At 67.9% G+C, this 25764-nt stretch carries 24 protein-coding genes and 1 other RNA gene; 13 read left to right on the top strand and 12 right to left on the bottom strand.

Annotated elements, in window-relative coordinates; all coding sequences use genetic code 11:
• Window positions 1-243 precede the first annotated feature (243 nt).
• Genes WS51_RS19675 through WS51_RS19665 form a run of 3 tightly spaced genes read left to right on the top strand, consistent with a single transcriptional unit; the run spans window position 244 to window position 2255 of the window.
• The gene (locus WS51_RS19675) at window positions 244-1491 is read left to right on the top strand and encodes a molybdopterin molybdotransferase MoeA (RefSeq protein WP_059806665.1); all 1248 of its coding nucleotides are present in this window, start codon (window positions 244-246) and stop codon (window positions 1489-1491) included.
• A gap of 19 nt (window positions 1492-1510) precedes the next feature.
• Window positions 1511-1768, top strand: a complete 258-nt coding sequence (gene moaD / locus WS51_RS19670; RefSeq protein ID WP_059456793.1) for a molybdopterin converting factor subunit 1 — start codon at window positions 1511-1513, stop codon at window positions 1766-1768.
• Between the two features lie 10 nt (window positions 1769-1778).
• Window positions 1779-2255, top strand: coding sequence for a molybdenum cofactor biosynthesis protein MoaE (locus WS51_RS19665; RefSeq protein ID WP_059503135.1), 477 nt, complete (start codon window positions 1779-1781; stop codon window positions 2253-2255).
• Window positions 2256-2321: 66 nt separating this feature from the next.
• Here the strand turns inward: WS51_RS19665 and WS51_RS19660 are convergent, their stop codons facing one another.
• Window positions 2322-2882, bottom strand: coding sequence for a group III truncated hemoglobin (locus WS51_RS19660; RefSeq protein ID WP_069229676.1), 561 nt, complete (start codon window positions 2880-2882; stop codon window positions 2322-2324).
• Window positions 2883-3148: 266 nt separating this feature from the next.
• Here WS51_RS19660 and WS51_RS19655 point away from each other — a divergent pair, with 266 nt between their 5' ends.
• Both WS51_RS19655 and clpB read left to right on the top strand, forming a co-directional pair.
• The gene (locus tag WS51_RS19655) at window positions 3149-3667 is read left to right on the top strand and encodes an Rrf2 family transcriptional regulator (protein WP_069229675.1); all 519 of its coding nucleotides are present in this window, start codon (window positions 3149-3151) and stop codon (window positions 3665-3667) included.
• Window positions 3668-3823: 156 nt separating this feature from the next.
• Window positions 3824-6421, top strand: coding sequence for an ATP-dependent chaperone ClpB (gene clpB / locus WS51_RS19650; RefSeq protein ID WP_059449896.1), 2598 nt, complete (start codon window positions 3824-3826; stop codon window positions 6419-6421).
• A gap of 128 nt (window positions 6422-6549) precedes the next feature.
• Here the strand turns inward: clpB and WS51_RS19645 are convergent, their stop codons facing one another.
• Together WS51_RS19645 and WS51_RS19640 are read right to left on the bottom strand one after the other, a co-directional pair.
• Complete coding sequence (locus WS51_RS19645) at window positions 6550-6981, bottom strand: YidB family protein (protein WP_059449895.1); 432 nt, start codon at window positions 6979-6981, stop codon at window positions 6550-6552.
• 89 nt (window positions 6982-7070) lie between these two features.
• The gene (locus tag WS51_RS19640) at window positions 7071-7673 is read right to left on the bottom strand and encodes a ComEA family DNA-binding protein (protein ID WP_059790393.1); all 603 of its coding nucleotides are present in this window, start codon (window positions 7671-7673) and stop codon (window positions 7071-7073) included.
• Between the two features lie 285 nt (window positions 7674-7958).
• Between WS51_RS19640 and WS51_RS19635 the strand changes: the two genes are divergently transcribed.
• Complete coding sequence (locus WS51_RS19635) at window positions 7959-8420, top strand: MerR family transcriptional regulator (protein ID WP_059503126.1); 462 nt, start codon at window positions 7959-7961, stop codon at window positions 8418-8420.
• Window positions 8404-8838 carry a carboxymuconolactone decarboxylase family protein gene (locus WS51_RS19630; protein ID WP_059503124.1) on the top strand — a complete coding sequence of 145 codons (435 nt, stop codon included), beginning with the start codon at window positions 8404-8406 and terminating at the stop codon, window positions 8836-8838. Before WS51_RS19635 ends, WS51_RS19630 begins: the two co-directional genes overlap by 17 nt.
• A gap of 19 nt (window positions 8839-8857) precedes the next feature.
• Here WS51_RS19630 and WS51_RS19625 read toward each other — a convergent pair whose 3' ends face one another.
• Entirely contained in the window at window positions 8858-10789 is a 1932-nt protein-coding gene (locus WS51_RS19625) for a sigma-54-dependent Fis family transcriptional regulator (protein ID WP_069229674.1), read from the bottom strand.
• 521 nt (window positions 10790-11310) lie between these two features.
• Here WS51_RS19625 and WS51_RS19620 point away from each other — a divergent pair.
• The 5 genes from WS51_RS19620 (at window position 11311) to lipA (ending at window position 16615) form a co-directional block, all read left to right on the top strand.
• Window positions 11311-12369, top strand: coding sequence for an ATP-NAD kinase family protein (locus tag WS51_RS19620; protein WP_059770351.1), 1059 nt, complete (start codon window positions 11311-11313; stop codon window positions 12367-12369).
• A gap of 101 nt (window positions 12370-12470) precedes the next feature.
• Window positions 12471-13454 carry a thiamine pyrophosphate-dependent dehydrogenase E1 component subunit alpha gene (locus WS51_RS19615; protein ID WP_059449890.1) on the top strand — a complete coding sequence of 328 codons (984 nt, stop codon included), beginning with the start codon at window positions 12471-12473 and terminating at the stop codon, window positions 13452-13454.
• A gap of 68 nt (window positions 13455-13522) precedes the next feature.
• Complete coding sequence (locus WS51_RS19610; protein WP_069229673.1) at window positions 13523-14527, top strand: alpha-ketoacid dehydrogenase subunit beta; 1005 nt, start codon at window positions 13523-13525, stop codon at window positions 14525-14527.
• Window positions 14528-14531: 4 nt separating this feature from the next.
• Window positions 14532-15647, top strand: coding sequence for an acetoin dehydrogenase dihydrolipoyllysine-residue acetyltransferase subunit (locus WS51_RS19605; RefSeq protein ID WP_059449888.1), 1116 nt, complete (start codon window positions 14532-14534; stop codon window positions 15645-15647).
• Between the two features lie 2 nt (window positions 15648-15649).
• Window positions 15650-16615 carry a lipoyl synthase gene (gene lipA / locus WS51_RS19600; RefSeq protein WP_059790383.1) on the top strand — a complete coding sequence of 322 codons (966 nt, stop codon included), beginning with the start codon at window positions 15650-15652 and terminating at the stop codon, window positions 16613-16615.
• Between the two features lie 15 nt (window positions 16616-16630).
• On the opposite strand, the gene WS51_RS19595 is transcribed toward lipA, so the two are convergent.
• The 8 genes from WS51_RS19595 to trxA form a co-directional block, all read right to left on the bottom strand.
• The gene (locus WS51_RS19595) at window positions 16631-17986 is read right to left on the bottom strand and encodes an MATE family efflux transporter (RefSeq protein WP_059503118.1); all 1356 of its coding nucleotides are present in this window, start codon (window positions 17984-17986) and stop codon (window positions 16631-16633) included.
• A 2-nt stretch (window positions 17987-17988) separates the two neighbouring features.
• Window positions 17989-19746, bottom strand: a complete 1758-nt coding sequence (locus WS51_RS19590; RefSeq protein ID WP_059450028.1) for an ArnT family glycosyltransferase — start codon at window positions 19744-19746, stop codon at window positions 17989-17991.
• Window positions 19747-19971: 225 nt separating this feature from the next.
• Window positions 19972-20235, bottom strand: coding sequence for a type B 50S ribosomal protein L31 (locus WS51_RS19585; RefSeq protein ID WP_040144297.1), 264 nt, complete (start codon window positions 20233-20235; stop codon window positions 19972-19974).
• A 157-nt stretch (window positions 20236-20392) separates the two neighbouring features.
• A complete protein-coding gene (locus WS51_RS19580; RefSeq protein ID WP_059449885.1) occupies window positions 20393-21226 on the bottom strand; it encodes a M90 family metallopeptidase in 834 nt (277 codons plus the stop codon).
• Window positions 21227-21264: 38 nt separating this feature from the next.
• Entirely contained in the window at window positions 21265-22821 is a 1557-nt protein-coding gene (locus tag WS51_RS19575) for an MFS transporter (protein WP_059770105.1), read from the bottom strand.
• On the bottom strand, window positions 22818-23318 hold the full coding sequence (locus tag WS51_RS19570; RefSeq protein WP_059449883.1) for a MerR family transcriptional regulator: 501 nt from the start codon (window positions 23316-23318) through the stop codon (window positions 22818-22820). The genes WS51_RS19575 and WS51_RS19570 overlap by 4 nt, the downstream gene beginning before the upstream one ends.
• Window positions 23319-23450: 132 nt before the next feature.
• A complete protein-coding gene (rho, locus tag WS51_RS19565) occupies window positions 23451-24713 on the bottom strand; it encodes a transcription termination factor Rho (protein ID WP_006478662.1) in 1263 nt (420 codons plus the stop codon).
• 194 nt (window positions 24714-24907) lie between these two features.
• On the bottom strand, window positions 24908-25234 hold the full coding sequence (gene trxA / locus WS51_RS19560; protein WP_006402348.1) for a thioredoxin TrxA: 327 nt from the start codon (window positions 25232-25234) through the stop codon (window positions 24908-24910).
• 410 nt (window positions 25235-25644) lie between these two features.
• Between trxA and ffs the strand changes: the two genes are divergently transcribed.
• An RNA gene (gene ffs, locus WS51_RS19555) (signal recognition particle sRNA small type) lies at window positions 25645-25743 on the top strand.
• Window positions 25744-25764 lie beyond the last annotated feature (21 nt).

The following is a 25764-nucleotide window of genomic DNA, read 5'->3' as shown; positions in this document are numbered from 1 at the left end:
GCACCGGGCCCCAGCCCGGCGCTGCAGGACGGCCGGAATGCCGATTCGTCGCACGGATCGGGGTTCCGGCCGTTTCGCTTGGGTGGCGGCCGCGCGCACGCGAATTGCCGGATCGCGAGCGAAACAAGTGCCAGTGCCGCGCGTTCGTGCCGATCACAGTTCTCGCATGGCCGGCATATCGCGCGTGGGCGCGACGGCGTCGCTACAATGGCGTATTGATTCCAACGATCCCCGATTCCATCGATGTCGAACCCGAATCCCGCGGCGCCGCGCGCGCCGATGCTGTCGACCGCCGAAGCGCTCGCTGCGCTGCTCGAAGCCGCGAAGCCGCTGGCCGGCGCCGAAACCGTCGCAACGCTCGACGGGCTCGGCCGCGTGCTGGCGGCCGACGTGAGCTCGCCGCTCGACGTGCCGCCGATGCATACGAGCGCGATGGACGGCTATGCGGTACGCGTGGCCGACCTGCTGCACGGCGAGCGGCGCCTGCCGGTGTCGCAGCGGATTCCGGCCGGCCACCCGGCCGCGCCGCTCGCGGCCGGCACGGCCGCGCGGATCTTCACCGGCGCGACGGTGCCGCCCGGCGCCGATGCCGTCGTGATGCAGGAGCAGACGTCGGCCGACGGCGATGCGGTCGAAATCCTCCACACGCCGAAGGCCGGTGAATGGATCACCGCGCAGGGCGCGGATATCCGCCAGGGTTCGGTGATCCTGCCGGCCGGCACGCGGCTCACGCCGCAGGCGCTCGGGCTGGCCGCGTCGGTCGGCTGCGCGCAGCTGTCGGTCGCGCGGCGGATTCGCGTCGCGGTGTTCTTCACCGGCGACGAACTGACGATGCCGGGCGAGCCGCTGAAGCCCGGCGCGATCTACAACTCGAACCGTTTCACGCTGCGCGGGCTGCTCGAGCGGCTCGGCTGCCACGTGACCGACTACGGGATCGTGCCCGACTCGCTCGCCGCGACGCGCGACACGCTGCGCGAGGCCGCGCGCGATCACGACGTGATCCTGACGAGCGGCGGCGTATCGGTTGGCGACGAGGATCACGTGAAGCCGGCTGTCGAGGCCGAAGGGCGGCTCGCGCTCTGGCAGATCGCGATGAAGCCGGGCAAGCCGCTCGCATTCGGCGCGGTGCGCCGCGGCGATGCGCGGCCCGACGCGCACTTCATCGGGCTGCCCGGCAATCCCGTGTCGAGCTTCGTCACGTTCCTGCTGTTCGTGCGGCCATTCCTGCTGCGCCTGTCCGGCGTGCGCGACGTCGCGCCGCGTGCGCTGTCGCTTCGTGCGGACTTCTCGCAAAGCAAGGGCGACCGGCGCAACGAATTCCTGCGCGCGCGCGTGAACGCGGCCGGCGGCCTCGACCTGTTCCCGAACCAGAGCTCGGCGGTGCTGACATCGACCGTCTGGGGCGACGGCCTGATCGACAATCCGCCGCAGCACGCGATCAGCGCGGGCGAGACCGTGCGTTTCATTCCGTTTTCCGAACTGCTGTCGTAACGCGGCGGCTTCCCGAACCATGAAGATTCAGCTGAAATTCTTTGCAAGCGTGCGCGAGGCGCTGGGCGTGTCCGACGAACAGGCCGACGTGCCGGACGGCGTGACGACCGTCGGCGACGTGCGTGCATGGCTGCGCCTGCGCGGCGGTGCGTGGGCCGAGACGCTCGCCGAAGGGCGCGCGCTGCGCATGGCATGCAATCACGAGATGACCGATGCCGATACGCGGCTCACCGACGGTTGCGAAGTCGCGTTTTTTCCGCCCGTGACGGGCGGTTGAGAGGCAGGCGATGGCTACGGTACGAGTGCAGACCGGCGATTTCGACCTGAACGCCGAGGTGGCGGCGCTGCGCGCGCGCAACCCGAAGATCGGCGCGCTTGCCTGCTTCGTCGGCACCGTGCGCGACCTGAACGAAGGCGAATCGGTTGCCGCGATGGAGCTCGAGCACTATCCGGGGATGACGGAGAAGGCGCTCGAGAAGATTGCCGCCGAAGCCTGCCGGCGCTGGCCCGGGATCGACGTCGCGATCGTCCATCGCGTCGGCCGGCTGCTGCCGCTCGACCAGATCGTGATGGTCGCGACCGTCGCATCGCATCGCGGCGATGCGTTCGCGTCGTGCGAGTTCGTGATGGACTACCTGAAGACCGAGGCGCCGTTCTGGAAGAAGGAAACGACGCCGGACGGCGAGCGCTGGGTCGATGCCCGCAGCACCGACGACGCGGCGCTTGCGCGCTGGGGTGTCGAATCGGGCAACGCGCCGCGTTGAGCGCGGCGTGTGTGTCGTGCGGCGATGCACCGCAGGCACGCGCGCGCCGACCCTGCGAATCGTCGTTCAGGCGTCCGGATCCGTGCCGCGCCCGATGATCTTCGCCGGGAACGGCTCGCCACGCGCCCGTGACGGCAGCGCACGCGGATCGTCGCCCGTGTCGCGCCGGCGTGGCGCGATCGCGTCGAGCAGCGCCTGCTGCTCGGGCGGAATCTGGTAATCCCAGCCGAAGCGGCTCAACTGCAGGCTCTGCGCGATACGCAGCGCCGGTTCCATGAAGCGGATGGCCGCGGGCGGCGCGTAGCGCCCCTCGACGGTCTTCAGGAACAGCGACAGCCAGCGGCTGAAATGCGCGGGCTCGATCCCGTCGAGCGGCTGGTGTGCCTGCTGCACGTTGCCGCGATAGCCCTTGGTGCCAAGCACGAGGCTCGACCAGAAGTTCACCATCTTCGGCAGATGGTCGTCCCAGCGGCCGTCCAGCTTCGCGTCGAACACCGGGCCGAGCAGCGGATCGGCGCGCACGCGGTCGTAGAACGCATATACGAGGTCGCGGATGTTGTCTTCCGTCGGTTCGGCGTCGCGAGGACGGGCCGGGGCGGTATCGGGCGAGGCAGGCAGGGCGGTCATGGCAAAAAAGGGCCGGGAAGATCAGGGCGTCGGTGGCGTGCCGTCGGCGCGGCCGCGCGGGCAACGCGCAGGACGCGGACGGAATTTTGACGCAAAATAGCGTCCACCAATGCCTGAAAAATGCGTAGATATTATGCATCTTATTGCGCACAGGTCGTCCCGGCAACCCGGCGCCCCCGAGCGGCGTCGCGAACCGTGCCGGCGCGCGCTCCGATTGGCCCGGCCTGGCTGATCGGGGCGCGATCGCCCATTTTCCGTATTCGCTCATGAGACTCACCGACTACACCGACTATTCGCTGCGCGTCATGCTGTACCTCGCCGTGCGCGGCGAAGGGCTCGCGACGATCCAGGAGATCTCGGACGCCTACGGCATCTCGAAGAACCATCTGATGAAGGTCGTGCAGCAGCTCGGCGAGCTCGGCTGGGTCGATACCGTCCGCGGCCGCAACGGCGGGCTGCGGCTGTTCCGCGAATCGCTGAAGCTGACGGTCGGCCAGGTGGTGCGCGCGACCGAGAACGATTTCGCGCTGGTCGGCTGCTTTACGGCCGACGGCGGCGAGTCGAAAGGCTGCGTGATCGAGCCGCAGTGCCGCCTCAAGGGCGTGCTGGCTGCCGCGCGCGACGCGTTCTTCGCCGAACTCGATCGTCATACGATCGGTGAGCTGGCCTCGTCCGCGTCGCCGCTCGTCGCGCTGCTCGGCATTCGTCCGGTCGCGCCGGTTCGTGGCGAGCCGTCAGGCGCTGACGCAGTCGCGTCGGCCGAATCGCCGTCGAAGGTCGGTTGATGCGCCCGCACCGCCGCCGCCATTCGGGCACCGCGTCTCCCACTAGCCGTCGCGTCGCCGCACGGCGATTTTTGCGCTGAATCAACCGGAATTTCGCTTGAAACCCGTATAACCATCCTCATCTTGGTGTTAATCGAAAATTGGAGGTCTCGCCAAATGAGAATCGACAAGCTCACCACCAAGTTCCAGGAAGCACTCGCGGACGCGCAAAGCCTCGCGGCCGGCCGCGACAATCAATACATCGAACCCGTTCACGTGCTGGCGGCGCTGGTCGCGCAGCAGGACGGCTCCGCCCGCTCGCTGATGTCGCGCGCGGGCGTTCACGTGCAGGCGCTGCAAGGCGCGCTGAACGAAGCCATTTCGCGCCTGCCGCAAGTCACGGGCACGGGCGGCGACATCCAGGTCGGCCGTGAGCTGGCCGGGTTGCTGAACCAGGCCGACAAGGAAGCGCAAAAGCTCAACGACACGTTCATCGCGAGCGAGATGTTCCTGCTCGCCGTGTCCGACGACAAGGGCGAAGCCGGCAAGCTCGCCCGTCAGCACGGCCTCACGCGCAAGGCGCTCGAAGCCGCGATCGCGGCGGTGCGCGGCGGCTCGCAGGTGCACAGCCAGGATGCGGAAAGCCAGCGCGAGGCGCTGAAGAAATACACGGTCGACCTGACCGAGCGCGCCCGCGCGGGCAAGCTCGATCCGGTGATCGGCCGCGACGACGAAATTCGCCGCTCGATCCAGATCCTGCAGCGCCGCACCAAGAACAACCCGGTGCTGATCGGCGAGCCGGGCGTCGGCAAGACCGCGATCGTCGAAGGGCTCGCGCAGCGGATCGTCAACGGCGAAGTGCCCGAGACGCTGAAGGGCAAACGCGTGCTGTCGCTCGACATGGCCGCGCTGCTCGCCGGCGCGAAGTATCGCGGCGAGTTCGAGGAGCGCCTGAAGGCCGTGCTCAACGACATCGCGAAGGACGAAGGCCAGACGATCGTGTTCATCGACGAGATTCACACGATGGTCGGTGCCGGCAAGGCCGAAGGCGCGATGGACGCGGGCAACATGCTGAAGCCGGCGCTGTCGCGCGGCGAGCTGCACTGCATCGGCGCGACCACGCTCGACGAATACCGCAAGTACATCGAGAAGGACGCCGCGCTCGAGCGCCGCTTCCAGAAGGTGCTCGTCGACGAGCCGAGCGTCGAGGCGACGATCGCGATCCTGCGCGGGCTGCAGGAAAAGTACGAACTGCACCACGGCGTCGACATTACCGACCCGGCGATCGTCGCCGCGGCCGAACTGTCGCACCGCTACATCACCGACCGTTTCCTGCCGGACAAGGCGATCGACCTGATCGACGAGGCTGCGTCGAAGATCAAGATGGAAATCGATTCGAAGCCCGAAGAAATGGACAAGCTCGATCGCCGGCTGATCCAGCTGAAGATCGAACGCGAGGCCGTGAAGAAGGAGCAGGACGAGGCGTCGCAAAAGCGCTTGCAGCTGATCGAGGAAGAGATCGAACGCCTCGGCCGCGAATATGCGGACCTGGAAGAGATCTGGACCGCCGAGAAGGCAGCGGTGCAGGGCAGCGCGCAGTTGAAGGAAGAGATCGAGAAGGTGCGGGCCGACATCGCGCGCCTGCAGCGTGAAGGCAAGCTCGAGAAGGTTGCCGAGCTGCAGTACGGCAAGCTGCCGCAACTCGAGTCGCAACTGAAGCAGGTCACGCAGGCCGAAGAGCAGGAGCAGCACAACCCGACGCGTCCGCGTCTGCTGCGCACGCAGGTCGGTGCGGAAGAAATCGCGGAAGTCGTGTCGCGTGCAACCGGGATTCCGGTGTCGCGGATGATGCAGGGCGAACGTGAGAAGCTGCTGCACATCGAGGAAAAGCTGCACGAGCGCGTGGTCGGCCAGGACGAGGCGATCAGCGCGGTGGCGGACGCGATCCGTCGTTCGCGCGCCGGTCTCGCCGATCCGAACCGCCCGTACGGCTCGTTCCTGTTCCTCGGCCCGACGGGCGTCGGCAAGACCGAGCTGTGCAAGGCGCTGGCGTCGTTCCTGTTCGACTCGGAAGAGCACCTGATCCGCATCGACATGAGCGAGTTCATGGAGAAGCACAGCGTCGCGCGGCTGATCGGCGCGCCGCCGGGCTATGTCGGCTACGAGGAAGGCGGCTACCTGACGGAAGCCGTGCGCCGCAAGCCGTACAGCGTGATCCTGCTCGACGAGATCGAGAAGGCGCATCCGGACGTGTTCAACGTGCTGCTGCAAGTGCTCGACGACGGCCGCATGACCGACGGGCAGGGCCGCACGGTCGACTTCAAGAACACGGTGATCGTGATGACGTCGAACCTCGGCTCGCAGGTGATCCAGGCAATGACGGGTTCGCCGCAGGAAGAGATCAAGGACGCCGTGTGGCTCGAAGTGAAGCAGCACTTCCGCCCCGAGTTCCTGAACCGGATCGACGACGTCGTCGTGTTCCACGCGCTCGATCGCAGCAACATCGAATCGATCGCGAAGATCCAGCTCGCGCGCCTGCACGACCGGCTCGCGAAGCTCGACATGGCGCTCGACGTGTCGCCGGCGGCGCTGGAGCAGATCGGGAAGGTCGGCTACGATCCGCTGTTCGGCGCGCGGCCGCTGAAGCGCGCGATCCAGCAGGAGATCGAGAACCCGGTCGCGAAGCTGATCCTCGCGGGCCGCTTCGGTCCGAAGGACGTGATCCCGGTCGACGTCAACGACGGCACGTTCGTGTTCGACCGCGTCGTGCACTGATCGTCGCTGGTCGCCCGCGCGCCCGGTTCGCGCCGGGCGCGCAAAAACAAACACCCCGCTCAGGCGGGGTGTTTGCATATGGGGCGGCCGAAACCGCCGTCGCGGCCGTCAGGCGGCACGATGCGTGCTCAGGCCTGCTTGTTGCCGCCGAACATGCCGGCGAGCTGCGTGAGCGTGCCGAGCACGTTCGACGTATCGATCTGGCCGCCGGCCGGCACTTCGCCGTTCGGCGTCGCGCCGTTGACGACGTGCGGCAGCACCTGCGCGAGGATCGACGATGCCTGGGACGGGTCGATGCCGACCTTGCTCGCCAGCGAGCCGACGACCTCGGAACCGAGCACGTTCTGCAGCGTGTCCGGCGAGATCGGCTGGTTTTCGCCGTTGCCGACCCACGAGCCGATGATGTCGCCGGCGCCGCCGGCCTTGAACTTCTCGATCAGCCCGTTCAGGCCGCCCGGCTGGTTGTTGATGAATTCGAGCGCGGTCGTGATGAGCGCGCTTTGCGAGTTGCCGCCGGACTGGCCGCCGATCAGACCGCCAACGATGTCGAGGAGACCCATGGTTCTTCACCTTCACAGAAAAGGGCGCCGCAACGACGGCGCCCGTTGATCGAATGCCGCCCGCACGCGACGCGTGCGCGCGGCGTACATCAGGCGCCCGACGCCGCTGCGGCGGAGGCGGCCTTGTCCTTCTTGCTCTTCTTCTTCGAACCCTTCGTCGCCTTCGTGGACGACGCTGCGGCCGGCGCGCTCGCGCCCGCATCGGCGGATGCCGCTGCAGCCGCGGCCGCCTTTTCCTTCTTCGACGCGCGCTTGCTCTTGGCCGGCTTCGACGCCGCTTCCGGTGCGCTGGCGGCCGGGGCCGGCGTGGGCGCCGGCGTAGCGGCCGGCGACGTCGCAGCGGTGCCGGCCGACGTCGTGGCCGAGGTGGTCGCCGGCGTCGTCGCGGCCGGCTTCGACAGCTTCACGCCCTTCGGCGGCGCCGAGGAGCCGCCGATCGTCAGGCCGTTTTCCTCGAGATGCCCGACCGACTTCGTGCCGAGACCCTTCACGCGGTTCGCGAGATCGTCCGCGTCCTTGAACGGGCCGTTCTTGGTGCGCTCGTCGATGATCGCCTTCGACTTCACGGGCCCGAGGCCCTTCACCGATTCGAGCGCGGCCTGGTCGGCCGTGTTGACTTCGACGGCCGCGGCAAGGCCGGCGGCGAGCGACAGCGACAGCGCGACGAACAGCATCAGCAGCTTTTTCAGCATGGCAAGGGCTCCCTGGTTCTGACGGATGAATGGCTGTTGCAACGGACGGCGCGGCGAGACCTGGCCGGGCGTCGCCGTTAAGCATAGGACAAATGCGTGCCCTTTTTAAGACAGGCTGACTGAATCTTGCTGAAGGCTTGCGATGCTGTAAAGGCCGAAACCCGCGCCAGGCGCCGATTTTGACCATTGTTTACGGTGTTGAGGGGGCGAGCGGATCGTTGTCGCGCTGGTCGTGCGATCGCGCTTGACTTAGAGTGAACTCTAACTCCTAACCTTGTTCCTGCCATGTCGAAAACCGTATCCCAACCTTCCGCCGCAGGCCCGCTGACGATCGGGCAAGTCGCCGAACTGACGGGCGTGTCGACGCACACGCTGCGGTACTACGAGCAGGCCGGCCTGCTGCGCGCGATTTCGCGCACGGCGGCCGGGCACCGGCTCTATGCGCCGGCCGACCTTGCCGGGCTGGCCTTCGTGATGCGCCTGAAGGCGACCGGCATGCCGATCGCGCAGATCCAGGCGTTCGCGGTGCTGCGCGAGCAGGGCGAGTCGACGTTCGGCGCGCGGCGCGACTTGCTGGTCGCGCATCGCGACGCGGTGCGTGCGCATATCGCGGAGCTGCAGGCGAACCTCGATGCGATCGGCGACAAGATCGCGTACTACGAGGCGCAGGGACGGGAAACGGCACGACGGGCGAAACCTTCTCTCTCATTATCGGAACAGGACGGACACGATGGAACGACTCGTTGAGGATCGCTACACGCGCGGCTGGAACAAACTGAAGGAAATCGACGGCGAAGTGGGCGAACGCGTGGTCGCGGCGCTTGCGCCGATCGCACCGGACTTCGCGCGGCTCCTGGTCGAATTCAGTTTCGGCGACATCTACAGCCGGCCGCAGCTCGACCTGAAAGCGCGCGAAATCGCGACGATCGCCGCGCTGGCCGCGCTCGGCAACGCGCAGCCGCAATTGAAGGTGCATATCGAGGCCGCGCTGAACGTCGGTTGCACGCGCGACGAGATCGTCGAGGTGTTCATGCAGATGGCCGTGTATGCGGGGATGCCGGCCGCGCTGAACGCATTGTTTGCCGCGCACGAGGTATTCAAGCGGCGCGACGAGGCGGCCGGCGTGACAGACGCCGCGAACGAAGCGGCCGGGCAGCCCGCATGACGAAGCGTGCGCTTACGCGTCACGCGCGGTGCGGCGCGACGATCCGGTGCTTCGCGATGCGCCGGTACAGCGTCGCGCGCGACATGCCGAGCGCGCGCGCGGCCGCGTCGGGCCGCCAGCGGTGCGCGGTGAGTGCCGCGACGATGCGGCCGCGTTCGTCGTCGGGCAGCGCGCCGGCCGGACCGGCGCCGAGCCGCGGGACGAGATCGGCCGGCAGGTCGCGCAGCGTCACGCGCGCGGTATCGCACACCGCGCACGCGTAGCGCAACACGTTGCGCAGTTGGCGCACGTTGCCGGGCCACGCGTACGCGGCGAGTTGTTCGGCGAGCGCCGGGTCGAGCGTGAGCACGTGGCCCGTCGCCTGCGCTTCCTCGGCGAATACCGCGGCGATCACGTCGCGCACGTCCGCGCGCTCGCGCAGCGGAGGCAGTTCGAACGTCGCGCCGCTCAGCCGGTAATACAGATCCTCGCGGAACGTGCCGTCGGCCACCATCGCGGCGAGATCGCGGTGCGTCGCGCAGATCACGTCGAGATCGACGCGCACGGGCGTATCGCTGCCGAGCGGCACGACCTCGCCGTCGGCGAGCACGCGCAGCAGGCGCGTCTGGAGCGCGAGCGGCATGTCGCCGATTTCGTCGAGAAACAGCGTGCCGCCGTCGGCGAGCGCGATCTTGCCGCGTGCGCCGTGCTTGCGTGCGCCGGTGAACGCGCCGGCCGCGTAGCCGAACAGCTCGCTTTCGATCAGCGCCTCGGGCAGCGCGCCGCAGTTGACCGCGACGAACGGCCGTGCGCGCCGTGCACCGGCATCGTGGATCGCGCGGGCGAATACTTCCTTACCGGCGCCGGTTTCACCCAGCACCAGAATCGGCAGCCGCTTGCTCGCGACCCGCAATGCAAGTTCGGCCTGTTGAGCGACGCGCGTGTCGCTGCTGTGCAGGAACGGTGTCAGCGCGCCGACGTGGCGCTGCACGGTGCCGGGGCGGCGCGATGTCGTGGCGGCCCGTGCCGTGCCGGTTTCGCGGCCGGTACGCCGTAGCGGCGCGCGCAGCCGCGCATAGAGCGGAGCGCCGGTCGCGCGCAGCCGCAGCGCGATGATCGTATCGAGCCGCGCGGCATCGCGCAGCGGCATTTCGGTCGCATCGAAGATCTCGTCGATATGGCGCGGTTCGCGCAGCGCGGGCAGCGCGTCGCGTGCCGGCCGGTTCGAGGCGACGATGTTGCCGCATTCGTCGAACGCGATCAGCCATTCGGGCTGCGCCTCGACGTAATGACGATTCGGATGCCCAAACAATATCCAGTGCTGTGCGGTGCTGTGCACGAAGTAGCCGTCCTCGATCAGCGCCGCGCTTTGCCGAACGAGCTGGTACACGAGACGCTGGCTGTCGCGGCCGTCCGGCGACTGGACGGCCGACGCGTCGAGCACGCCGATCAGTTCGCCGCCGGGCGCGAAGATCGGGGCCGCACTGCAGGTGAGCGTGGTGAACGCGGCGCGGAAGTGGTCGGTCTTGTGCACGGTGATCGGTGCGAGATCGGTCAGCACGCTCGCGACCCCGCAGGTGCCTTCCTCGCTTTCCGACCAGCACGAGCCGATGTGCAGCCCCGCATGACGGAAGTCGTTGCGACGTTCGCGGTCGATCCGGTAGTCGATCGTCACGCCGTGCGCGTCGGTCAGCATCACGCAGTAATCGGCGACGCGAATCATGTCGTGCAGGCGCGTCAGGCACTGGCCCGATGCACGCAGGAACGCTTCCTCCTTGTCGCGCACCTCGCGCAGCTCGGCCGCGGTCAGCACGCGCGGGCCGATCGACGACGCGGGGTCGAGCGCGTAGCGTTCGAGCGAGCGCTGCCACGACGACACCAGGCGCGCGGAATCGGCCGGCGCGGGCAGGCGCCCGGCGAGCGCGCCGAGCACGCGGTCGGCGTGCTGGGCCTGGGGGACGGCATAGGGCATGGTCGGCTCCGGTTCCGTACGGCGGGGAATTCGATGTTCTTGTAGCACATCCGCCTGCGCCGATCACATTGCATCGCAGCACGCGCGCGACGTGAGACGTTCGTCTCAGCGGCATCTCAGCCGCTCTCGCGACGCTGAGACGCACGGGCATGCCACGCGTGCGGGCGACCAATCTCACGGCGTTGCGCGCCGCGCCGCGATGCGCGCGGCTTGCCGGCGCGAGGCGCACCCGAACGAAGGTGCCGAAACCGGCGCACCGGGAGATCGACGGCGTGAGACGCGCGGACGATTTCGCGGGCGTCGGGCGATCGCAGCAGGAGGCTGGCGATGGGCGGCACCGCCGCCGCGCCAGTCTGCAAGCGGGTTTCGCGGTCGTTGCACGCGCGGTGGCACGCCGCTTGCAGATGTCACGGCAAGCCCGGCGCGGTTGCGTCGGCGACGACGGTCCGCTGCCCTCGACGACGGCGGACGACACATGCAGGGCCGGCGCGAGCGCCGGTCCACTGGATGGAGACAAGCCCGTGACGACGCCCGTGACCGTCGGCGTGATCGCGAACCCCGCATCGGGGCGCGACATTCGCCGCCTGACGACGCATGCATCCGTGTTCCCGACGGCGGAGAAAGCCAACATGGTCGTGCGCCTGCTTGCCGGCCTCGGCGCGATGGGCGTCGAGCGCGTGCTGACCTTGCGCGACAAGACGGGCATCTCGACGCTGCTGATGCGTGCGCTCGATACGCATCGCGCGGTCGCGCCGCACGAGCGCTGGCCCGCTGTCGAATTCGTCGACCTGCCGATCTCCGATTCCGTCGCCGACACGCACGCGGGCGCCGCCTACATGCGCCGGATGGAAGTCGCGCTGATCGTCGTGCTCGGCGGCGACGGCACCCATCGCGCGGTCGCCGCGCATTGCGGCGCGACGCCGCTCGTCGCGCTGTCCACCGGCACCAACAACGCGTTTCCCGAGCATCGCGAAGCGACCGTCGCGGGCGTCGCGGCAGGGCTCGCCGCGACCGGCGTCGTGCCGGCCGAGGTCGCGTTCGCGCGCAACAAGCGGCTCGTCGTGCGCTGCACGGCAGGCGCGAGCGCGGGGCGCGAGGAGATCGCGCTCGTGGACGTGTGCGCGGCCCGCCAGCGCTTCGTCGGCGCGCGCGCGATCTCGGGGCCCGACGACATCGACTCGCTCTATCTGACTTTCGCGGCGCCGGACGGCATCGGCCTGTCCGCGCTCGGCGGCGCGTGGGCGCCGCTCGAGCGCAGCGCGCCGCACGGGCTCGCGATGCGTTTCGCCGCCGACGGCAAGCACGCCGGCACGCCGCTCGTCGCGCCGATCGCCCCCGGGCGCGTCGATCGTGTCGTGATGCGCAGCTGCGAGCGGCTCGAACCGGGCGCGTGGCAGACGATCCCGTTCGAGCACGGCACGCTCGCGTTCGATGGCGAGCGCGAGATCGAGGTCACGCGCGGCGACCGCTACGAGATCGCGCTCGACTGGCGCGGGCCGCTGACCGTCGATGTCGGCCGCACGCTGCGTTACGCGTCGTCGCGGCAGTTGTTGCGTGATGCCGGCGGGTGGCGCGCCTGACGACGGCTTCACGTTTCACCGGCGGCCGCGGCCGCCGTGCAATCCGTCGCCGGGGCGTTGCCGCGGCGGCATTCGCAGTCAGACCTACTCAGGAGACACACATGACCGTTTCGACACATCTCGGCCGGGACACGCTGCTGGAAGCCTACCGGCTGATGCGCACGATCCGCGAATTCGAGGAGCGCCTGCACGTCGAGTTCGCGACCGGCGAAATCCCCGGCTTCGTTCATTTGTACGCCGGCGAGGAGGCCTCCGCCGTCGGCACGATGCTGCACCTCGGCCTTGAAGACTATGTCGCCACCACGCATCGCGGACACGGCCACTGCATCGCGAAAGGCGTGGACGTGCACGGGATGATGGCCGAGATCTACGGCAAGAAGACAGGCGTCTGCCACGGCAAGGGCGGCTCGATGCACATCGCCGACCTGTCGATGGGCATGCTCGGCGCGAACGGGATCGTCGGCGCGGGCGGCCCGCTCGTGTGCGGCGCGGCGCTCGCGGCCAAGCACAAGAAGACGGGCGGCGTCGGCGTGTGCTTCTTCGGCGACGGCGCGTCGAACCAGGGCGTGATCTTCGAATCGATGAACCTCGCGTCGGTGTGGCGGCTGCCGGCGATCTTCGTGGCCGAAAACAACGGTTATGCGGAAGCGACGTCGTCGAGCTGGTCGGTCGCGACCGACAACATCGCCGACCGCGCGAACGGCTTCGGGATGCCGGGCGTGATCGTCGACGGCTTCGACTTCTTCGCGGTGCACGAGGCGCTCGGCGAAGCGGTCGCACGCGCGCGCAACGGTGGCGGCCCGACGCTCGTCGAGGTGAAGTTCACCCGCTATTTCGGTCACTTCGAAGGCGACGCGCAGACCTATCGCGCGCCGGGCGAAGTGCAGAAGCTGCGCGACGAGAAGGACTGCCTGAAGCATTTCGAAGCGCGCGTGGTACGTGCCGAAGTGCTGACGACCGACGAGCTGCGCGCGGTCGATGCGCAGGTGAAGTCGTTGATCGACGACGCGGTCGCGCAGGCCAAGGCCGCGCCGCTGCCCGACGCGGCTGACCTGCTGACCGACGTGTACGTGTCGTACCCGTGAGCGCGATGTGACATGGCGGCCACCGGCCCGCGGCCGGCAAGGCGAAACCAATACTCCAGGAGACGGACATGGCAAGAAAGATCACTTATTCGCAGGCGATCAACGAGGCGCTTGCGCAGGAAATGGCGCGCGACGACAGCGTGATCGTGATGGGCGAGGACAACGCGGGCGGCGCGGGCGCGTCGGGCGAGGACGACGCGTGGGGCGGCGTGCTCGGCGTGACGAAGGGGCTGTTCCACAAGTTTCCGGGCCGCGTGCTCGATACGCCGCTGTCGGAAGGCGGCTACATCGGCGCGGCGGTCGGTGCGGCCGCGTGCGGAATGCGGCCCGTCGCGGAGCTGATGTTCATCGATTTCATGGGTGTGTGCTTCGATCAGATCTTCAACCAGGCCGCGAAATTCCGCTACATGTTCGGCGGCAAGGCCGTGACGCCGGTCGTGATCCGCGCGATGTACGGCGCCGGCCTGCGCGCGGCCGCGCAGCATTCGCAGATGCTCACGTCGCTGTTTACGCACATCCCCGGGCTGAAGGTCGTGTGCCCGTCGACGCCTTACGACGCGAAGGGGCTGCTGATTCAGTCGATCCGCGACAACGATCCCGTGATCTTCCTCGAACACAAGCTGCTCTATACGCGCGAAGGCGACGTGCCTGAGGAATCCTATGCGATTCCGTTCGGCGAGGCGAACGTCGTGCGCGACGGCGACGACGCGACGATCGTCACATACGGCCGCATGGTGCATCTGGCGACCGACGCGGCCGTCAGGCTCGCGAAGGACGGCATCCAGGTCGACGTGATCGACCTGCGCACGACGTCGCCGCTCGACGAGGAAACGATCCTCGAAAGCGCGGAGCGTACCGGGCGCGTCGTGGTGGTCGATGAAGCGAACCCGCGCTGCTCGATCGCGACCGACATCGCCGCGCTCGTCGCACGGCGCGCGTTCCGGTCGCTCAAGGCGCCGATCGAGCTCGTGACCGCGCCGCACACGCCCGCACCGTTCGCCGGCGTGCTGGAAGACCTTTACATCCCGTCCGCCGACGCGATCGCGCAGGCGGTTCTGAAGACGAGGAGCTGACACGATGTCGATTCACATGATCACGATGCCCAAGTGGGGGCTTTCGATGGAGCAGGGGCAGGTCAACGGCTGGCTGAAGGCGGTCGGCGAGCGCGTGACGAAGGGCGACGAAGTGCTCGACGTCGAGACCGACAAGATTTCGTCGGGCGTCGAGTGCGCGTTCGACGGCACGCTGCGCCGGCAGGTCGCGCAGGAAGGCGAGACGCTGCCGGTCGGTGCGCTGCTCGGCGTGGTGGCCGCGGCCGACGCAAGCGATGCCGACATCGACGCGGCGATCGCCGAATTCCAGCGGGATTTCGTGCCGGCCGCGGCCGCCGACGACACGGCAGGCCCGCAACCCGAGAAGGCGCAGATCGGCGGACGCACGCTCCGGTTCCTGAAGCTGGGCGACGGTCCGGGCACGCCCGCGGTGCTGATCCACGGCTTCGGCGGCGACCTGAACAACTGGCTGTTCAACCATGCGGAGCTGGCCGCGCATCGGCCCGTCTGGGCGCTCGACCTGCCCGGGCACGGCGAGTCGGGCAAGGCGGTCGACACCGGCAGCCTCGACGAGCTGGCCGACGCGGTGCTCGCGCTGCTCGACGCGCAGCATATCGACCGTGCGCACCTGATCGGGCATTCGATGGGCGGCGCGGTCGCGATGGCGACGGCGGAGCGCGCGCCGCAACGCGTGGCCTCGCTGACGTTGATCGCGAGCGCCGGGCTCGGCACCGACATCAATCGCGGCTACATCGACGGCTTCGTCGCCGGCAACAGCCGCAATACGCTGAAGCCGCACCTCGGCGCATTGTTCGCCGACAACGCGCTCGTCACGCGGCAACTCGTCGAGGATCTCGTCAAGTACAAGCGGCTCGAGGGCGTGCAGGCCGCGCTGGAGAAGATCGCGAATGCCGCGTTCGACGGCGCGTCGCAGCGGCGCGTGTTCCGCGACCGCGTCGCATCGCTCGCGCCGCGTACGCTCGTGATCTGGGGCGAGCGCGACCAGGTGATTCCGGTGCAGCATGCGCACGGGTTGCCGGACGGCGTGCGGGTCGAGGTGATCGCCGGCAGCGGCCACATGGTGCAGATGGAGGCGGCTGCCGACGTGAACCGCCTGATCGTCGCGTTTCTCGGAGACTGACGATGACCGCCGCGCTCGAACGACCCAGCCTCACCGCACTCGGCCAGCCGGGCGCGCGCAGCCGCGACAAGCTCGCGCGCATTCCGGTGCGCGTCGAGCCTGCGGCCGGCGCGGCGCTGCCGAAGCCGCCGTGGCTGCGGGCGCGGCCGATGATGAGCGGGGCGGTCGCCGACATGGCGGCCGTGCTGCGCGATCACCGGCTGCATTCCGTCTGCGAGGAGGCGATGTGCCCGAACATCGGCGAATGCTTCGCGCAGCGCACCGCGACCTTCATGATCATGGGCGGACTGTGCACGCGGCGCTGCCCGTTCTGCGACGTCGCGCACGGCCGCCCCGAGCCGCTCGACCCCGACGAACCCGCGCGGCTCGCCGACGCGGTGGCGGCGCTCGAACTACGCTACGTCGTGATCACGTCGGTCGATCGCGACGACCTGCGCGACGGCGGCGCCGCGCATTTCGCCGCGTGCATCGCGGCGGTGCGCGCGCGCGTGCCGGGCATCGGCGTCGAGGTGCTGACGCCCGATTTCCGGGGCCGCGTCGCGCGGGCGCTCGATGCGTTCTCGTCGGCGTGGCCGGACGTGTTCAATCACAACATCGAGACGGTGCCGTCGCTGTATCGGGCGGCGCGGCCGGGCGCCGACTATCGCGGTTCGCTCGAACTGCTCGCGCAGGCGAAGGCCGCGCGCCCGACGCTCGTGACGAAATCGGGATTGATGCTCGGGCTCGGCGAGCGCGACGACGAGGTGTGCGACACGCTGCGCGACCTGCGCGCGCACGAGGTCGACGTGCTGACGCTCGGCCAGTATCTCGCGCCGTCCGCGCATCACCTGCCGGTGCGCCGCTACGTGAGCCCCGAGGCGTTCGCCGCGTGGCGCGACGAGGGGCTGTCGCTCGGTTTCAGGGAAGTCGTCGCGGGCCCGCTCGTGCGGTCGTCGTATCACGCGGCCGACGTGCTGGAGGACGCGTAGGTCGCGCGCCGCGCGTCAGGGCTGCACGGCAAGGTGCGCGCGGCTGACGTGGCGCAGGTAGAGGGCAAGGCCTGCGCCCGCGAGCAACAGGCTGACCATGTTCGCGAACCAGAAGCCGCGCGCGCCGGTCAGCCATGCGGGCGCGATGCCGCCGACGTCGAAGCCGAGCACGTAGCCGCCGCCGAGCCCGACGCCCCAGAGCGCGACCGCATAGATCACGGTCGGCACGATCGCGACCTTGTACGCGCGCAGGACGAAGGCGGACGTGATCTGAAGCGCGTCGAAGAAGTGGTAGCAGGTGACGATCGCGACCAGCGGCAGCGCGGCGGCGGCCACCGCCGGGTTCGGCGTGTAGGCGCCGACGATCAGCGGACGCAGCGTGAACACGAGCACGCCGTACGCGGCCGCGATCGCGCACGCGAGCATCACGCTGTGCCGGCCGAGCAGGCGCGCCTCGTCCGGGCGGCCGGCGCCGAGCGCGCGTGCCACCAGCGTCGATGCGGCGACGCCGATCGACAGCGGCGTCATGTACAGCACCGCGCCGATGTTGCCGGCGATCTGGTGGCCGGCCAGCGTCGTCGTGCCGAATTGCGCGATGAAGAGCGCCATGCACGTGTACGACGTGACCTCGATCAGGTACGACAGGCCCATCGGCACGCCGAGTTTCAGGATCGCCTTCTGGCGAGCCCACACGGGCCAGCAAAAGCGCGAGAAGATCGAAAGCGGCGAGAACACGTCGAGCTTCGCGAGCAGCGTGAAGCCGATCAGCGCGAGCGCCCAGTTGATCAGCGTGCTCGCGAGCCCGCAGCCGGGGCCGCCGAGGGCCGGCACGCCGAAGCCGCCGAAGATGAACCACACGTTGAGCGGAAACTTGAGCAGCAGCGCGCCGACCTGCAGGATCATCGCGAGGCGCGGCTTGCCGGCCGCGTTGGTCAGCGCGTTGTAGATCCGGAACACGAGGCTCGCCGGGAGGCCATACGACAGGATCCGCAGGTAATCGACGGTGCGCTCGTGCAGCGCGGGCGGCGCGTGCGCGAGGCGCAGCAGCGGTTCGGGAAAATGCAGCAGCAGGAAGCCGGGCACCGCGAGCATCAGCGCGAGCCACAGCGCCTGGCGGACCTCCTCGCCGATTTCGGCGTAGCGCCGCGCACCGTAAAGCTGCCCGGTGATCGGCTGCAGCGCGGACAGGATGCCCGTCATCCCGATGTAGACCGACACGTAGATCGACGAACCGAGCCCGAGTGCGGCCAGGTCGATGGCCGAGTAGCGGCCGACCATCGCCGTGTCGATCACGCCGAACGCGATGATCGCGAGCTGGCCGACGAGCACCGGCCACGCGAGACCGACGATCCGGCGGATGTCGGCGAACATCGTCAATCGACCGTCCGGTGGCGCGGGCCGCGGCGCTTGGCGGGCGTCGTCGGCCGCTCGATGCGCTCGTACAGGCGGAAGCGTTCGTCGCGGTCGGCGACGCGGCGGCCTTCCCACACGAGACGCCACACGTATTGCGACATCGCGCTGGGCTCGCCGAAGTCGGCGCGGTCCTGGCGCAGGATCACGTCGCAGTCGCCCGAGAATTCGAAGTGCATGTCGCCGAAGTACGCGAAGGTCGCGATCTGCGCGTCGCCGAGCCGCACCGGCGAGATGCACTCGTAGTCCTTCGGCAGATGCGACGCGATCTGTTGCGCGACGTCGCTGTAGGTCCGGCCATAGTTGACGATCGGCAGCCACAGCGTCATCAGCAGCACCCACATCAGCGTGGTGCCGGCGCCCGACAGCACGACACTGCGCCACAGCACCTTCGGCTGGCGCGAGATGCGCCAGCGCGCGAGCAGGCACCAGCATCCGGTGACGATCACCGCGCAGATGAACGACAGGATCTTGAAATGCGGTTCGTAGCCCGGCACGAGGCGCGCGAGGTTGCGTGCGAGCGGGTGCGGGAAGCCGGTGAGCGACGCGAGCCAGACGAGCCACACGAACGTGCCGAGGATCGTAAAACTCAGCACCGCGAACCAGTCGAACGCATTGATCGCGCCGCGTTTGAGCGTCGGCAGCGCGAAGGTGGCGAGCACCGCGAGCGGCGGCAACAGCAGCATGTACATGCGGTTCGACTGCTGGCTCTGCAGGATCACGAGCGCGACGAGCGGCACCACGACCGACAGCGGAATCGCGATATGCGCGCGGCGGCGCATGCCGGCCCAGCTCCACCAGGCCCAGATCGCGAGCGGCCACGCGGGCCACGTGAACAGCGGCAGGTTTTTCGCCGCGTAGGCGAGCACCGCGGTCGGCGGGCCCGAGAAGCGCATCAGGCTGCCGTGGATCCACTGATTGAAGAACCACGCGGCGTCGTCGGGTGCCGCGCGCAGCGCGGCGAGCGGCCACAGCGCGAAGATCGCGGCAGCGAGCGGCAGGCCGATCAGCGGCAGCCGCAGGTTCCGCATCTCCGGCGTGACGAGCCACAGCGCGGCCGTGCCGGCGAGCAGCGCGACGACGAGCACCGGGTTGCCGGACAGCGCGACGAGGCCGATCGCGACACCCCACCAGAGCGCACCCTGCATCGGCTTGTCGATGCCGCGCACGATGCCGTACACGAACATCGCGATCCACGCGAACTGCGCGAGCTGCGGCGTCGTTTCGTGGCCGCGCTCCGCGAGCCCGAAGCACGCGACGAGGATCAGCAGCGCGCCGTCGGCGAGCGTGCGGCCGTAATCGCGCGGCTCCGGCTCGCCGCCGAATGCGTATTTGAACGGCTGGACTTCGGCGCGCCGGCCGAGCAGGTAGGCCGCGTACCAGACGAACGCGCACGCGACGCAGAACAGCACGCCCGTGTCGATGCGCGACGCGTTGCTCGCGTCGACCCACGGCGCCAGCGCGCGGATGGACAGCGCGCCGAGCCAGTAGCCGAGCGGCCCGTCGGTCGTGATGAACTTGCCGACGAGATTCGGCAGCAGCCAGTCGTGCCAGCTGCCGGTGGCCATCGTCCACATCACGCCGAAACCTGCTGCGTCCTCGTTCTTCCACGGGTCGCGGCCGAACAGGCCGAACGCCGCGTAGACGAGGCAGAGCGTGAGCAGCAGCCAGCGCGGCAGCGCGCGCGTGGCGGAGGCGGTGAGACGAACGACTGGCTTCATGCAGATGAGCGATTTGTTATGGGCGGCGGCCGGCGCGGTCATGCGCCGACGGCGCGGGATTCGAGCATCCGGCATTGTAGACGCGCCGGCCGGTGCGCGTCAGACGATTGCCGGGCCGCCTGCCGACCGCACGGCGCTTTCCGGCGAGCGGAGACAAAAAAGGGCAGCCTGGGCTGCCCTTTCGTGCGGTACCGGTGCGTTGCAACCACCGGAGCGGTGCGAAGCTTACTTCGCGACCTTGCCGCTGGCGCGTGCGCCGAACTTGTTCTTGAACTTCTCGACACGGCCTGCCGTGTCCATGATCTTTTGCTGACCCGTGTAGAACGAGTGCGATTCCGACGACACTTCGATCTTGGCGAGCGGGTAGGTCTTGCCTTCGTGTTCGATGGTTTCACGCGTCTGGATCGTCGAGCGCGTGATGAACTTGAAGCCGTTCGACATGTCTTGGAAGACGACTTCGCGGTAGTCCGGGTGAATGCCAGGTTTCATGATTTTCCTTGGTGAGAGCGGTAGCCAACCCGCCGCTTGCCGTGCCGGACCGCACGCATTTGCACGATTCAGCCGACGTCAAGCCCGGCGCGAGCCACTTGCCTAAGGTCGAAAAACGGCGATTATGCCAGAAAATCAGACGGTTGACGAATAATTTTCATCGCGCGTCGAGGGCCCCAGTCCGGGCCGGATCCTGCCGATAGTAGCGGGCGAGCAGCCGGTAGAGCTCCGGAAATTCGGACTCGAACGCGCGCGGCCGCACGAACAGCGCCTCGCTGCACACGGCGAAGAACTCCGACGGGTGGTCGGCCGCATACGGATCGATCAGCGAGTCGCGCTCGAAGCGCGCCCATGCGCGCTCCGGCACCGCATCGACGCGCGCGCAGAATTGGTCGTACGCGTGCTCGAACACGTCGGCCCACGCCTGCGCGTCGAGGTGCGGCGCATGCCAGCGGCGAAAAAGGGGCGGATACCCGTCGGCCGCGCCGTTGACCATGTCGATCTTGTGCGCGAACTCGTGGATCACCACGTTGTACGCGTCGCGGCCGTCCGTCATCTGCGCGTCTTCCCAGGACAGGATCACCGGGCCGCCTTCCCACGCTTCGCCGCTCGCATCCTGCTCGACTTCGTGAACGACGCCGTCCTCGTCCTGCACCGTCTTGCGGATGACGAATTCGCCCGGATACACGACCACGCCGACCCAGCCGTCGTACAGCGACAAATCGAGGTTCAGCACGGGCAGGCAAGCCTGCGCGGCGATCGCGACGATCATCTCGTCGGTCAGCTCGAGGCCGTGCGCGGTCGAGAACGACTTCTTCGCGATGAACAGGCTCGTCAGCTCGCGCAGCCGGGCGAGGTCGGCAGGCGGCAGCGCGTCGAGGAACGGCAGGCGCGCGACGGTGTCCTGCCACAGCGCATCCGGAATCGGGTGGCTGCGCAGCGCGCGGTCGCGGCGGCGGTCGTCGAACCAGCGGGTCAGTTTCGAGAGCATGGAGGCGGCGCGGGATAATCCAAAGCCTGTCTTTTAACTCAATCGATCTCTTTTTGCCATGCCGCGAAGAGGCCGCCTACGAGCGCGACGCCCGCGAGGAAATAGAAACCGTCGAGCGACGCAAGGAACGACGCCTGTTGCGCGACCATCCGCGCGATCGACGCGATCGCGAGGGCGTGCGCTTCGTTCAGCGCATGGCCGGCAGCCGCGTAGCCGTGCGCGAGCGCGTCGACGGTTTGCTGGAACAGCGGATCGAACACGTTCGCGCGCTCGACGAGCCGCGTCTGATGGACGGCCAGCCGATGCTGCTCGACGATGATTACCGACGACGTCGCGAACGAGATCGTCAGTTGCCGCACGATGTTCTTCAGCCGGTAGCCGTGCGTGTATTCGTCGATCGCGAAGATGCGGAACGTGAGGTTGGCGACCGGCAGCACGATGAACAGCAGCAACAGCCCGCGCAGCAGCAGCGGCACGATCAGCGCCGCTTCGCCGACTTGCGGCGTCATTCGCGTCATCCACAGGGCGGCCGTGATCGCGATCGCGAACCCCGGCACGACGAACCATTTCTTGTGCGTGACGCGCTTCGCATGGCGCAGGTAGACGAACAGCGCGGTCGCCGAGATCAGCGACATCGTGCCGACCAGTCGCCCGGCATTCTCGACCGGATAGCCGAGGCCGCCTTCGAGCAGGCGGGAAGTGAGATAGCTGAAGCCCGTCGACTCGTAGTAATAGAACATGTAGAGCAGCAGGCCGACCTGGAAGGTGCGCTCGCGAAACGCGTGCAGCCGCACGAGCGGCGTCGGATGGTTCCACTGGTGGTAGGCGAACCATGCGAGCGCGCCGAGGCCCGCGAAGGTCAGCGCGATCAGCATCGGCGAGCCGCTGTAGAGCTGGTAGTGCACCTGCTGCAGCACGATCTGCAGCGCTCCCTGCGCGAGCGCGAACACGACGTACGGCCAGAAGTGTCCGGAGCCGCGTTCGTCGTCGGGCGTCCTGCCGGAATCGGGCAGCGTGAGGAGCGCGAGAATCGCGAACGCGATGCCCGCGGGTGCCGTGCACGCGAACAGCGCGCGCCACGTCGAGTGCGCGACGAGCAACCCGCCGACGATCGGTGCGAGCGCGCTGCCGAGCAGAATCATGATGAGGAATGCGCGTGTGGCGGGCGGCCGCTCCTGCGGCTTGAAGCTGATCTGGATCAGGATCCGGCATGCGCCCATCATCGGGCCGATGAAGTAGCCCTGGAAGCCGCGCGCGAACGCGAGCTCGAGCGACGTGTCGGCGAGCGCGGCCGCGATCGCGCCGAACGAGAACATCAGCATGCAGCCGGCGACGTAGCGGCGATGCCCGAGGCGATCGACCCACCATTGCTGCTGCAGGATCCCGAGCACGGCCGTGACCGCATACGCGCTCGACGACCACACGAGTTCGTCGGGCGATGCATTGATGCCGCCCGCGATGTAGCTCGCGAAGAACGAGAAGGCCGCGTTGTCGAAGTAGTCGATGCCGGTGACGAGCGCGAGCGCCCACGGGAACAGGTCCGCGCGCAGGTTCGCGCGGCTCCACAGCGGCGGGCGACCGGGCGCGACGTTCATTCCCGGTCCTTGCGCGCGCGCCGCGTGCCGGCTTGCGCTTGCCGCTGCGCGATCAGCTTGTCCGGGTTTTCGCCGGCGAGCCGCCGTTCGATGTAGTCGATGTCGTGCTGCAGTTCCTTGCGCAGCGCGACGGCCTCCTTCAGCTCACGCTGCACGGCCGCGATCCGCTTGTCGAGCGTGTCGATTTGCCCGGCAAGGCCCGAACGGATGTCGCGCAACGACGCGTCCGAATAGCGACGCCGGCCGTCGCCCGTTTCTTCCAGCGGGCGCTTGAGCATCTCGGTGATGCCGTGTAGCGAAAAGCCGAGTGCGCGCAGCCGCAGGATGCGGGCGAAGCGCTCGAGATCGGCTTCGTCGTAAAGGCGATAGCGGCCGCCGCTGCGTGACGGCGTGACGAGCCCGCGCTCTTCGTAATACTTCAGTGTGCGAGGCGTGACGCCGAGCCGCGACGCGGCGTCGCTCACGGTCAGCAGCGAGGGGGAGGCATCGTTCGGCATCGGAATCGCTGGGCTTCGGGAGGTGGCAATGGCGCGATTATAGATCAACCTGTACGTTCACGTTCAGGTTGGGATGAAAAAACGGCCGCCGGGCGACATGCGCGGGCGGCCGTTCGTTGCGGAGCGGGGCGATCAGCCGCCGCGGCGCATCAGGTCGAAGAACTCGGAGTTGCTCTTCGTCTGGCGGATCTTGTCGAGCAGGAATTCCATCGCCTCGACTTCGTCCATGTCGTGGATGAACTTGCGCAGCACCCAGATCTTTTGAAGGATCTCGGGCTTGATCAGCATTTCTTCGCGGCGCGTGCCCGACTTGTTCAGGTTGATCGACGGATAGACGCGCTTTTCCGCGAGACGGCGCTCGAGGTGCACTTCCATGTTGCCGGTGCCCTTGAACTCTTCGTAGATCACGTCGTCCATGCGGCTGCCGGTTTCGATCAGCGCGGTGCCGATGATCGTCAGCGAGCCGCCTTCCTCGATGTTGCGCGCCGCGCCGAAGAAGCGCTTCGGGCGCTGCAGCGCGTTCGCGTCGACACCGCCGGTCAGCACCTTGCCCGACGCCGGGATCACGGTGTTGTATGCGCGTGCGAGACGCGTGATCGAGTCGAGCAGGATCACGACGTCGTGCTTCATTTCGACGAGGCGCTTGGCCTTCTCGATCACCATTTCGGCGACCTGCACGTGACGCGTGGCCGGTTCGTCGAACGTCGACGCGATCACTTCGCCGGCGACCGAGCGCTGCATTTCGGTCACTTCCTCGGGGCGCTCGTCGATCAGCAGCACGAACAGGATGACGTCCGGATGGTTCTGCTTGATCGCATGCGCGATGTGCTGGAGCATCACGGTCTTGCCCGACTTCGGCGACGCGACGAGCAGGCCGCGCTGGCCCTTGCCGATCGGCGCGATCATGTCGATGATGCGGCCCGTGACGTTTTCCTCGCCGCGCATTTCGCGTTCGAGCGACAGCGGCTTGTTCGGATGCAGCGGCGTGAGGTTCTCGAACATGATCTTGTGTTTCGAGGCCTCGGGCGGCTGCCCGTTGACTTTGTCGACCTTCACCAGCGCGAAGTAGCGCTCGCCGTCCTTCGGCGTGCGGACTTCACCTTCGATGGTGTCGCCGGTGTGCAGGTTGAAGCGGCGGATCTGCGACGGGCTGATGTAGATGTCGTCGGTGCTCGCGAGGTACGACATTTCCGGCGAGCGCAGGAAGCCGAAACCGTCCGGCAGCACTTCGAGCGTGCCGTCGCCGAAGATCGTCTCTCCCGTCTTGGCGCGCTTTTTGAGAATGGCGAACATCAGCTCCTGCTTGCGCAGGCGGTTCGCGTTTTCGATCTCCAGGCCATTGGCCATTTCGATCAGTTCGGACACGTGCAGAGACTTGAGCTCGGATAAATGCATACGGAGAACCCGCCAGGGAGGAGAAGCGACGAAAAGAAATAAGGGAGGAGGGCGAGCGGAAGCGCTCTGAGACTTAATGCGTCTTGTAGACGTTTTTTGATTCTAGCATACGCCGATTCGCGCCTGAGCGGCCGATCGGCGGCTTGACGGCGGACGTGTTGTCGGTTGACAACACGTCCGCGCGACGGCCGGTATTACAGGTGGCTGTCCAGGAATGCGGTGAGCTGCGACTTCGACAGCGCGCCGACCTTCTGCGCGGCGGCCGCGCCGTTCTTGAACAGGATCAGCGTCGGGATGCCGCGCACGCCGAATTTCGCGGGCGTTGCCTGGTTGTCGTCGACGTTGATCTTCGCGATCTGCAGCTTGTCGCCGTAGTCCTTCGCGACTTCGTCGAGGATCGGGGCGATCATCTTGCACGGGCCGCACCATTCGGCCCAGAAGTCGACGAGCACGGGCTTGTCGGATTTGACGACGTCCTGTTCGAACGATGCGTCGCTGATGTGTTTGATCTGTTCGCTCATTGGGTCAATACCTCTTACGGTTCGGGGACTGCCTGCTCGGCGCGTTGCGGCGCTCCGGCGGCCTCGTCGGCTGCCGGCCGCTGCGGCAGGTCACTCCGCTCCCGGAAGGAGGGGCGTAAGCGCTGCATGGCGCGGCTCGCGGGTCGTTCGGGCGTCATATTAGCCTAAATTGCTATCTGCTGCGGGCGGCGATAGTAGCCGCTACGCGAGTAGGGGTACGACGCGCCGTTCGACCACTGCCCTCCGAAGGTGGAGGCTGGCGTACGAAATACAAGAGTCGCCGATGGTTGCGATACATCCGCAAGTTCGCGCCGGATCGGCCTGCCCGCAGCGCGTCGGTTTGTTCGATCTTTCGCGTTGTTGCGAACAAACGGTCGCATTCGGGCAGAAGCGGTGATAGAATATGCCGTGACGGGCCTCCTCGCATGGTGGGGCGGTGAACCTGGTCAGGTCGGGAACGAAGCAGCCACAATCGTTTTCCGCCAGTGCCGAGGGTCGGGCTCGTCACCTTCCTCTTGCCCCGTTCGCCG

The sequence above is a fragment of the Burkholderia territorii genome, assembly GCF_001718335.1.
In the GTDB taxonomy this organism is placed as follows: domain Bacteria; phylum Pseudomonadota; class Gammaproteobacteria; order Burkholderiales; family Burkholderiaceae; genus Burkholderia; species Burkholderia territorii.
Note: the sequence above shows the minus strand (reverse complement) of the source record. Positions and strands in the feature narration are given on the sequence as shown.

What these genes read in the sequence shown, in the direction of transcription:
- WS51_RS19675 (WP_059806665.1), top strand. Translation starts at nt 244, where the DNA reads ATGTCGAACCCGAATCCCGCGGCGCCGCGCGCGCCGATGCTGTCGACC.
- moaD (WP_059456793.1), top strand. Translation starts at nt 1,511, where the DNA reads ATGAAGATTCAGCTGAAATTCTTTGCAAGCGTGCGCGAGGCGCTGGGC.
- WS51_RS19665 (WP_059503135.1), top strand. Translation starts at nt 1,779, where the DNA reads ATGGCTACGGTACGAGTGCAGACCGGCGATTTCGACCTGAACGCCGAG.
- WS51_RS19660 (WP_069229676.1), bottom strand. Translation starts at nt 2,882, where the DNA reads ATGACCGCCCTGCCTGCCTCGCCCGATACCGCCCCGGCCCGTCCTCGC.
- WS51_RS19655 (WP_069229675.1), top strand. Translation starts at nt 3,149, where the DNA reads ATGAGACTCACCGACTACACCGACTATTCGCTGCGCGTCATGCTGTAC.
- clpB (WP_059449896.1), top strand. Translation starts at nt 3,824, where the DNA reads ATGAGAATCGACAAGCTCACCACCAAGTTCCAGGAAGCACTCGCGGAC.
- WS51_RS19645 (WP_059449895.1), bottom strand. Translation starts at nt 6,981, where the DNA reads ATGGGTCTCCTCGACATCGTTGGCGGTCTGATCGGCGGCCAGTCCGGC.
- WS51_RS19640 (WP_059790393.1), bottom strand. Translation starts at nt 7,673, where the DNA reads ATGCTGAAAAAGCTGCTGATGCTGTTCGTCGCGCTGTCGCTGTCGCTC.
- WS51_RS19635 (WP_059503126.1), top strand. Translation starts at nt 7,959, where the DNA reads ATGTCGAAAACCGTATCCCAACCTTCCGCCGCAGGCCCGCTGACGATC.
- WS51_RS19630 (WP_059503124.1), top strand. Translation starts at nt 8,404, where the DNA reads ATGGAACGACTCGTTGAGGATCGCTACACGCGCGGCTGGAACAAACTG.
- WS51_RS19625 (WP_069229674.1), bottom strand. Translation starts at nt 10,789, where the DNA reads ATGCCCTATGCCGTCCCCCAGGCCCAGCACGCCGACCGCGTGCTCGGC.
- WS51_RS19615 (WP_059449890.1), top strand. Translation starts at nt 12,471, where the DNA reads ATGACCGTTTCGACACATCTCGGCCGGGACACGCTGCTGGAAGCCTAC.
- WS51_RS19610 (WP_069229673.1), top strand. Translation starts at nt 13,523, where the DNA reads ATGGCAAGAAAGATCACTTATTCGCAGGCGATCAACGAGGCGCTTGCG.
- WS51_RS19605 (WP_059449888.1), top strand. Translation starts at nt 14,532, where the DNA reads ATGTCGATTCACATGATCACGATGCCCAAGTGGGGGCTTTCGATGGAG.
- lipA (WP_059790383.1), top strand. Translation starts at nt 15,650, where the DNA reads ATGACCGCCGCGCTCGAACGACCCAGCCTCACCGCACTCGGCCAGCCG.
- WS51_RS19595 (WP_059503118.1), bottom strand. Translation starts at nt 17,986, where the DNA reads ATGTTCGCCGACATCCGCCGGATCGTCGGTCTCGCGTGGCCGGTGCTC.
- WS51_RS19590 (WP_059450028.1), bottom strand. Translation starts at nt 19,746, where the DNA reads ATGAAGCCAGTCGTTCGTCTCACCGCCTCCGCCACGCGCGCGCTGCCG.
- WS51_RS19585 (WP_040144297.1), bottom strand. Translation starts at nt 20,235, where the DNA reads ATGAAACCTGGCATTCACCCGGACTACCGCGAAGTCGTCTTCCAAGAC.
- WS51_RS19580 (WP_059449885.1), bottom strand. Translation starts at nt 21,226, where the DNA reads ATGCTCTCGAAACTGACCCGCTGGTTCGACGACCGCCGCCGCGACCGC.
- WS51_RS19575 (WP_059770105.1), bottom strand. Translation starts at nt 22,821, where the DNA reads ATGAACGTCGCGCCCGGTCGCCCGCCGCTGTGGAGCCGCGCGAACCTG.
- WS51_RS19570 (WP_059449883.1), bottom strand. Translation starts at nt 23,318, where the DNA reads ATGCCGAACGATGCCTCCCCCTCGCTGCTGACCGTGAGCGACGCCGCG.
- rho (WP_006478662.1), bottom strand. Translation starts at nt 24,713, where the DNA reads ATGCATTTATCCGAGCTCAAGTCTCTGCACGTGTCCGAACTGATCGAA.
- trxA (WP_006402348.1), bottom strand. Translation starts at nt 25,234, where the DNA reads ATGAGCGAACAGATCAAACACATCAGCGACGCATCGTTCGAACAGGAC.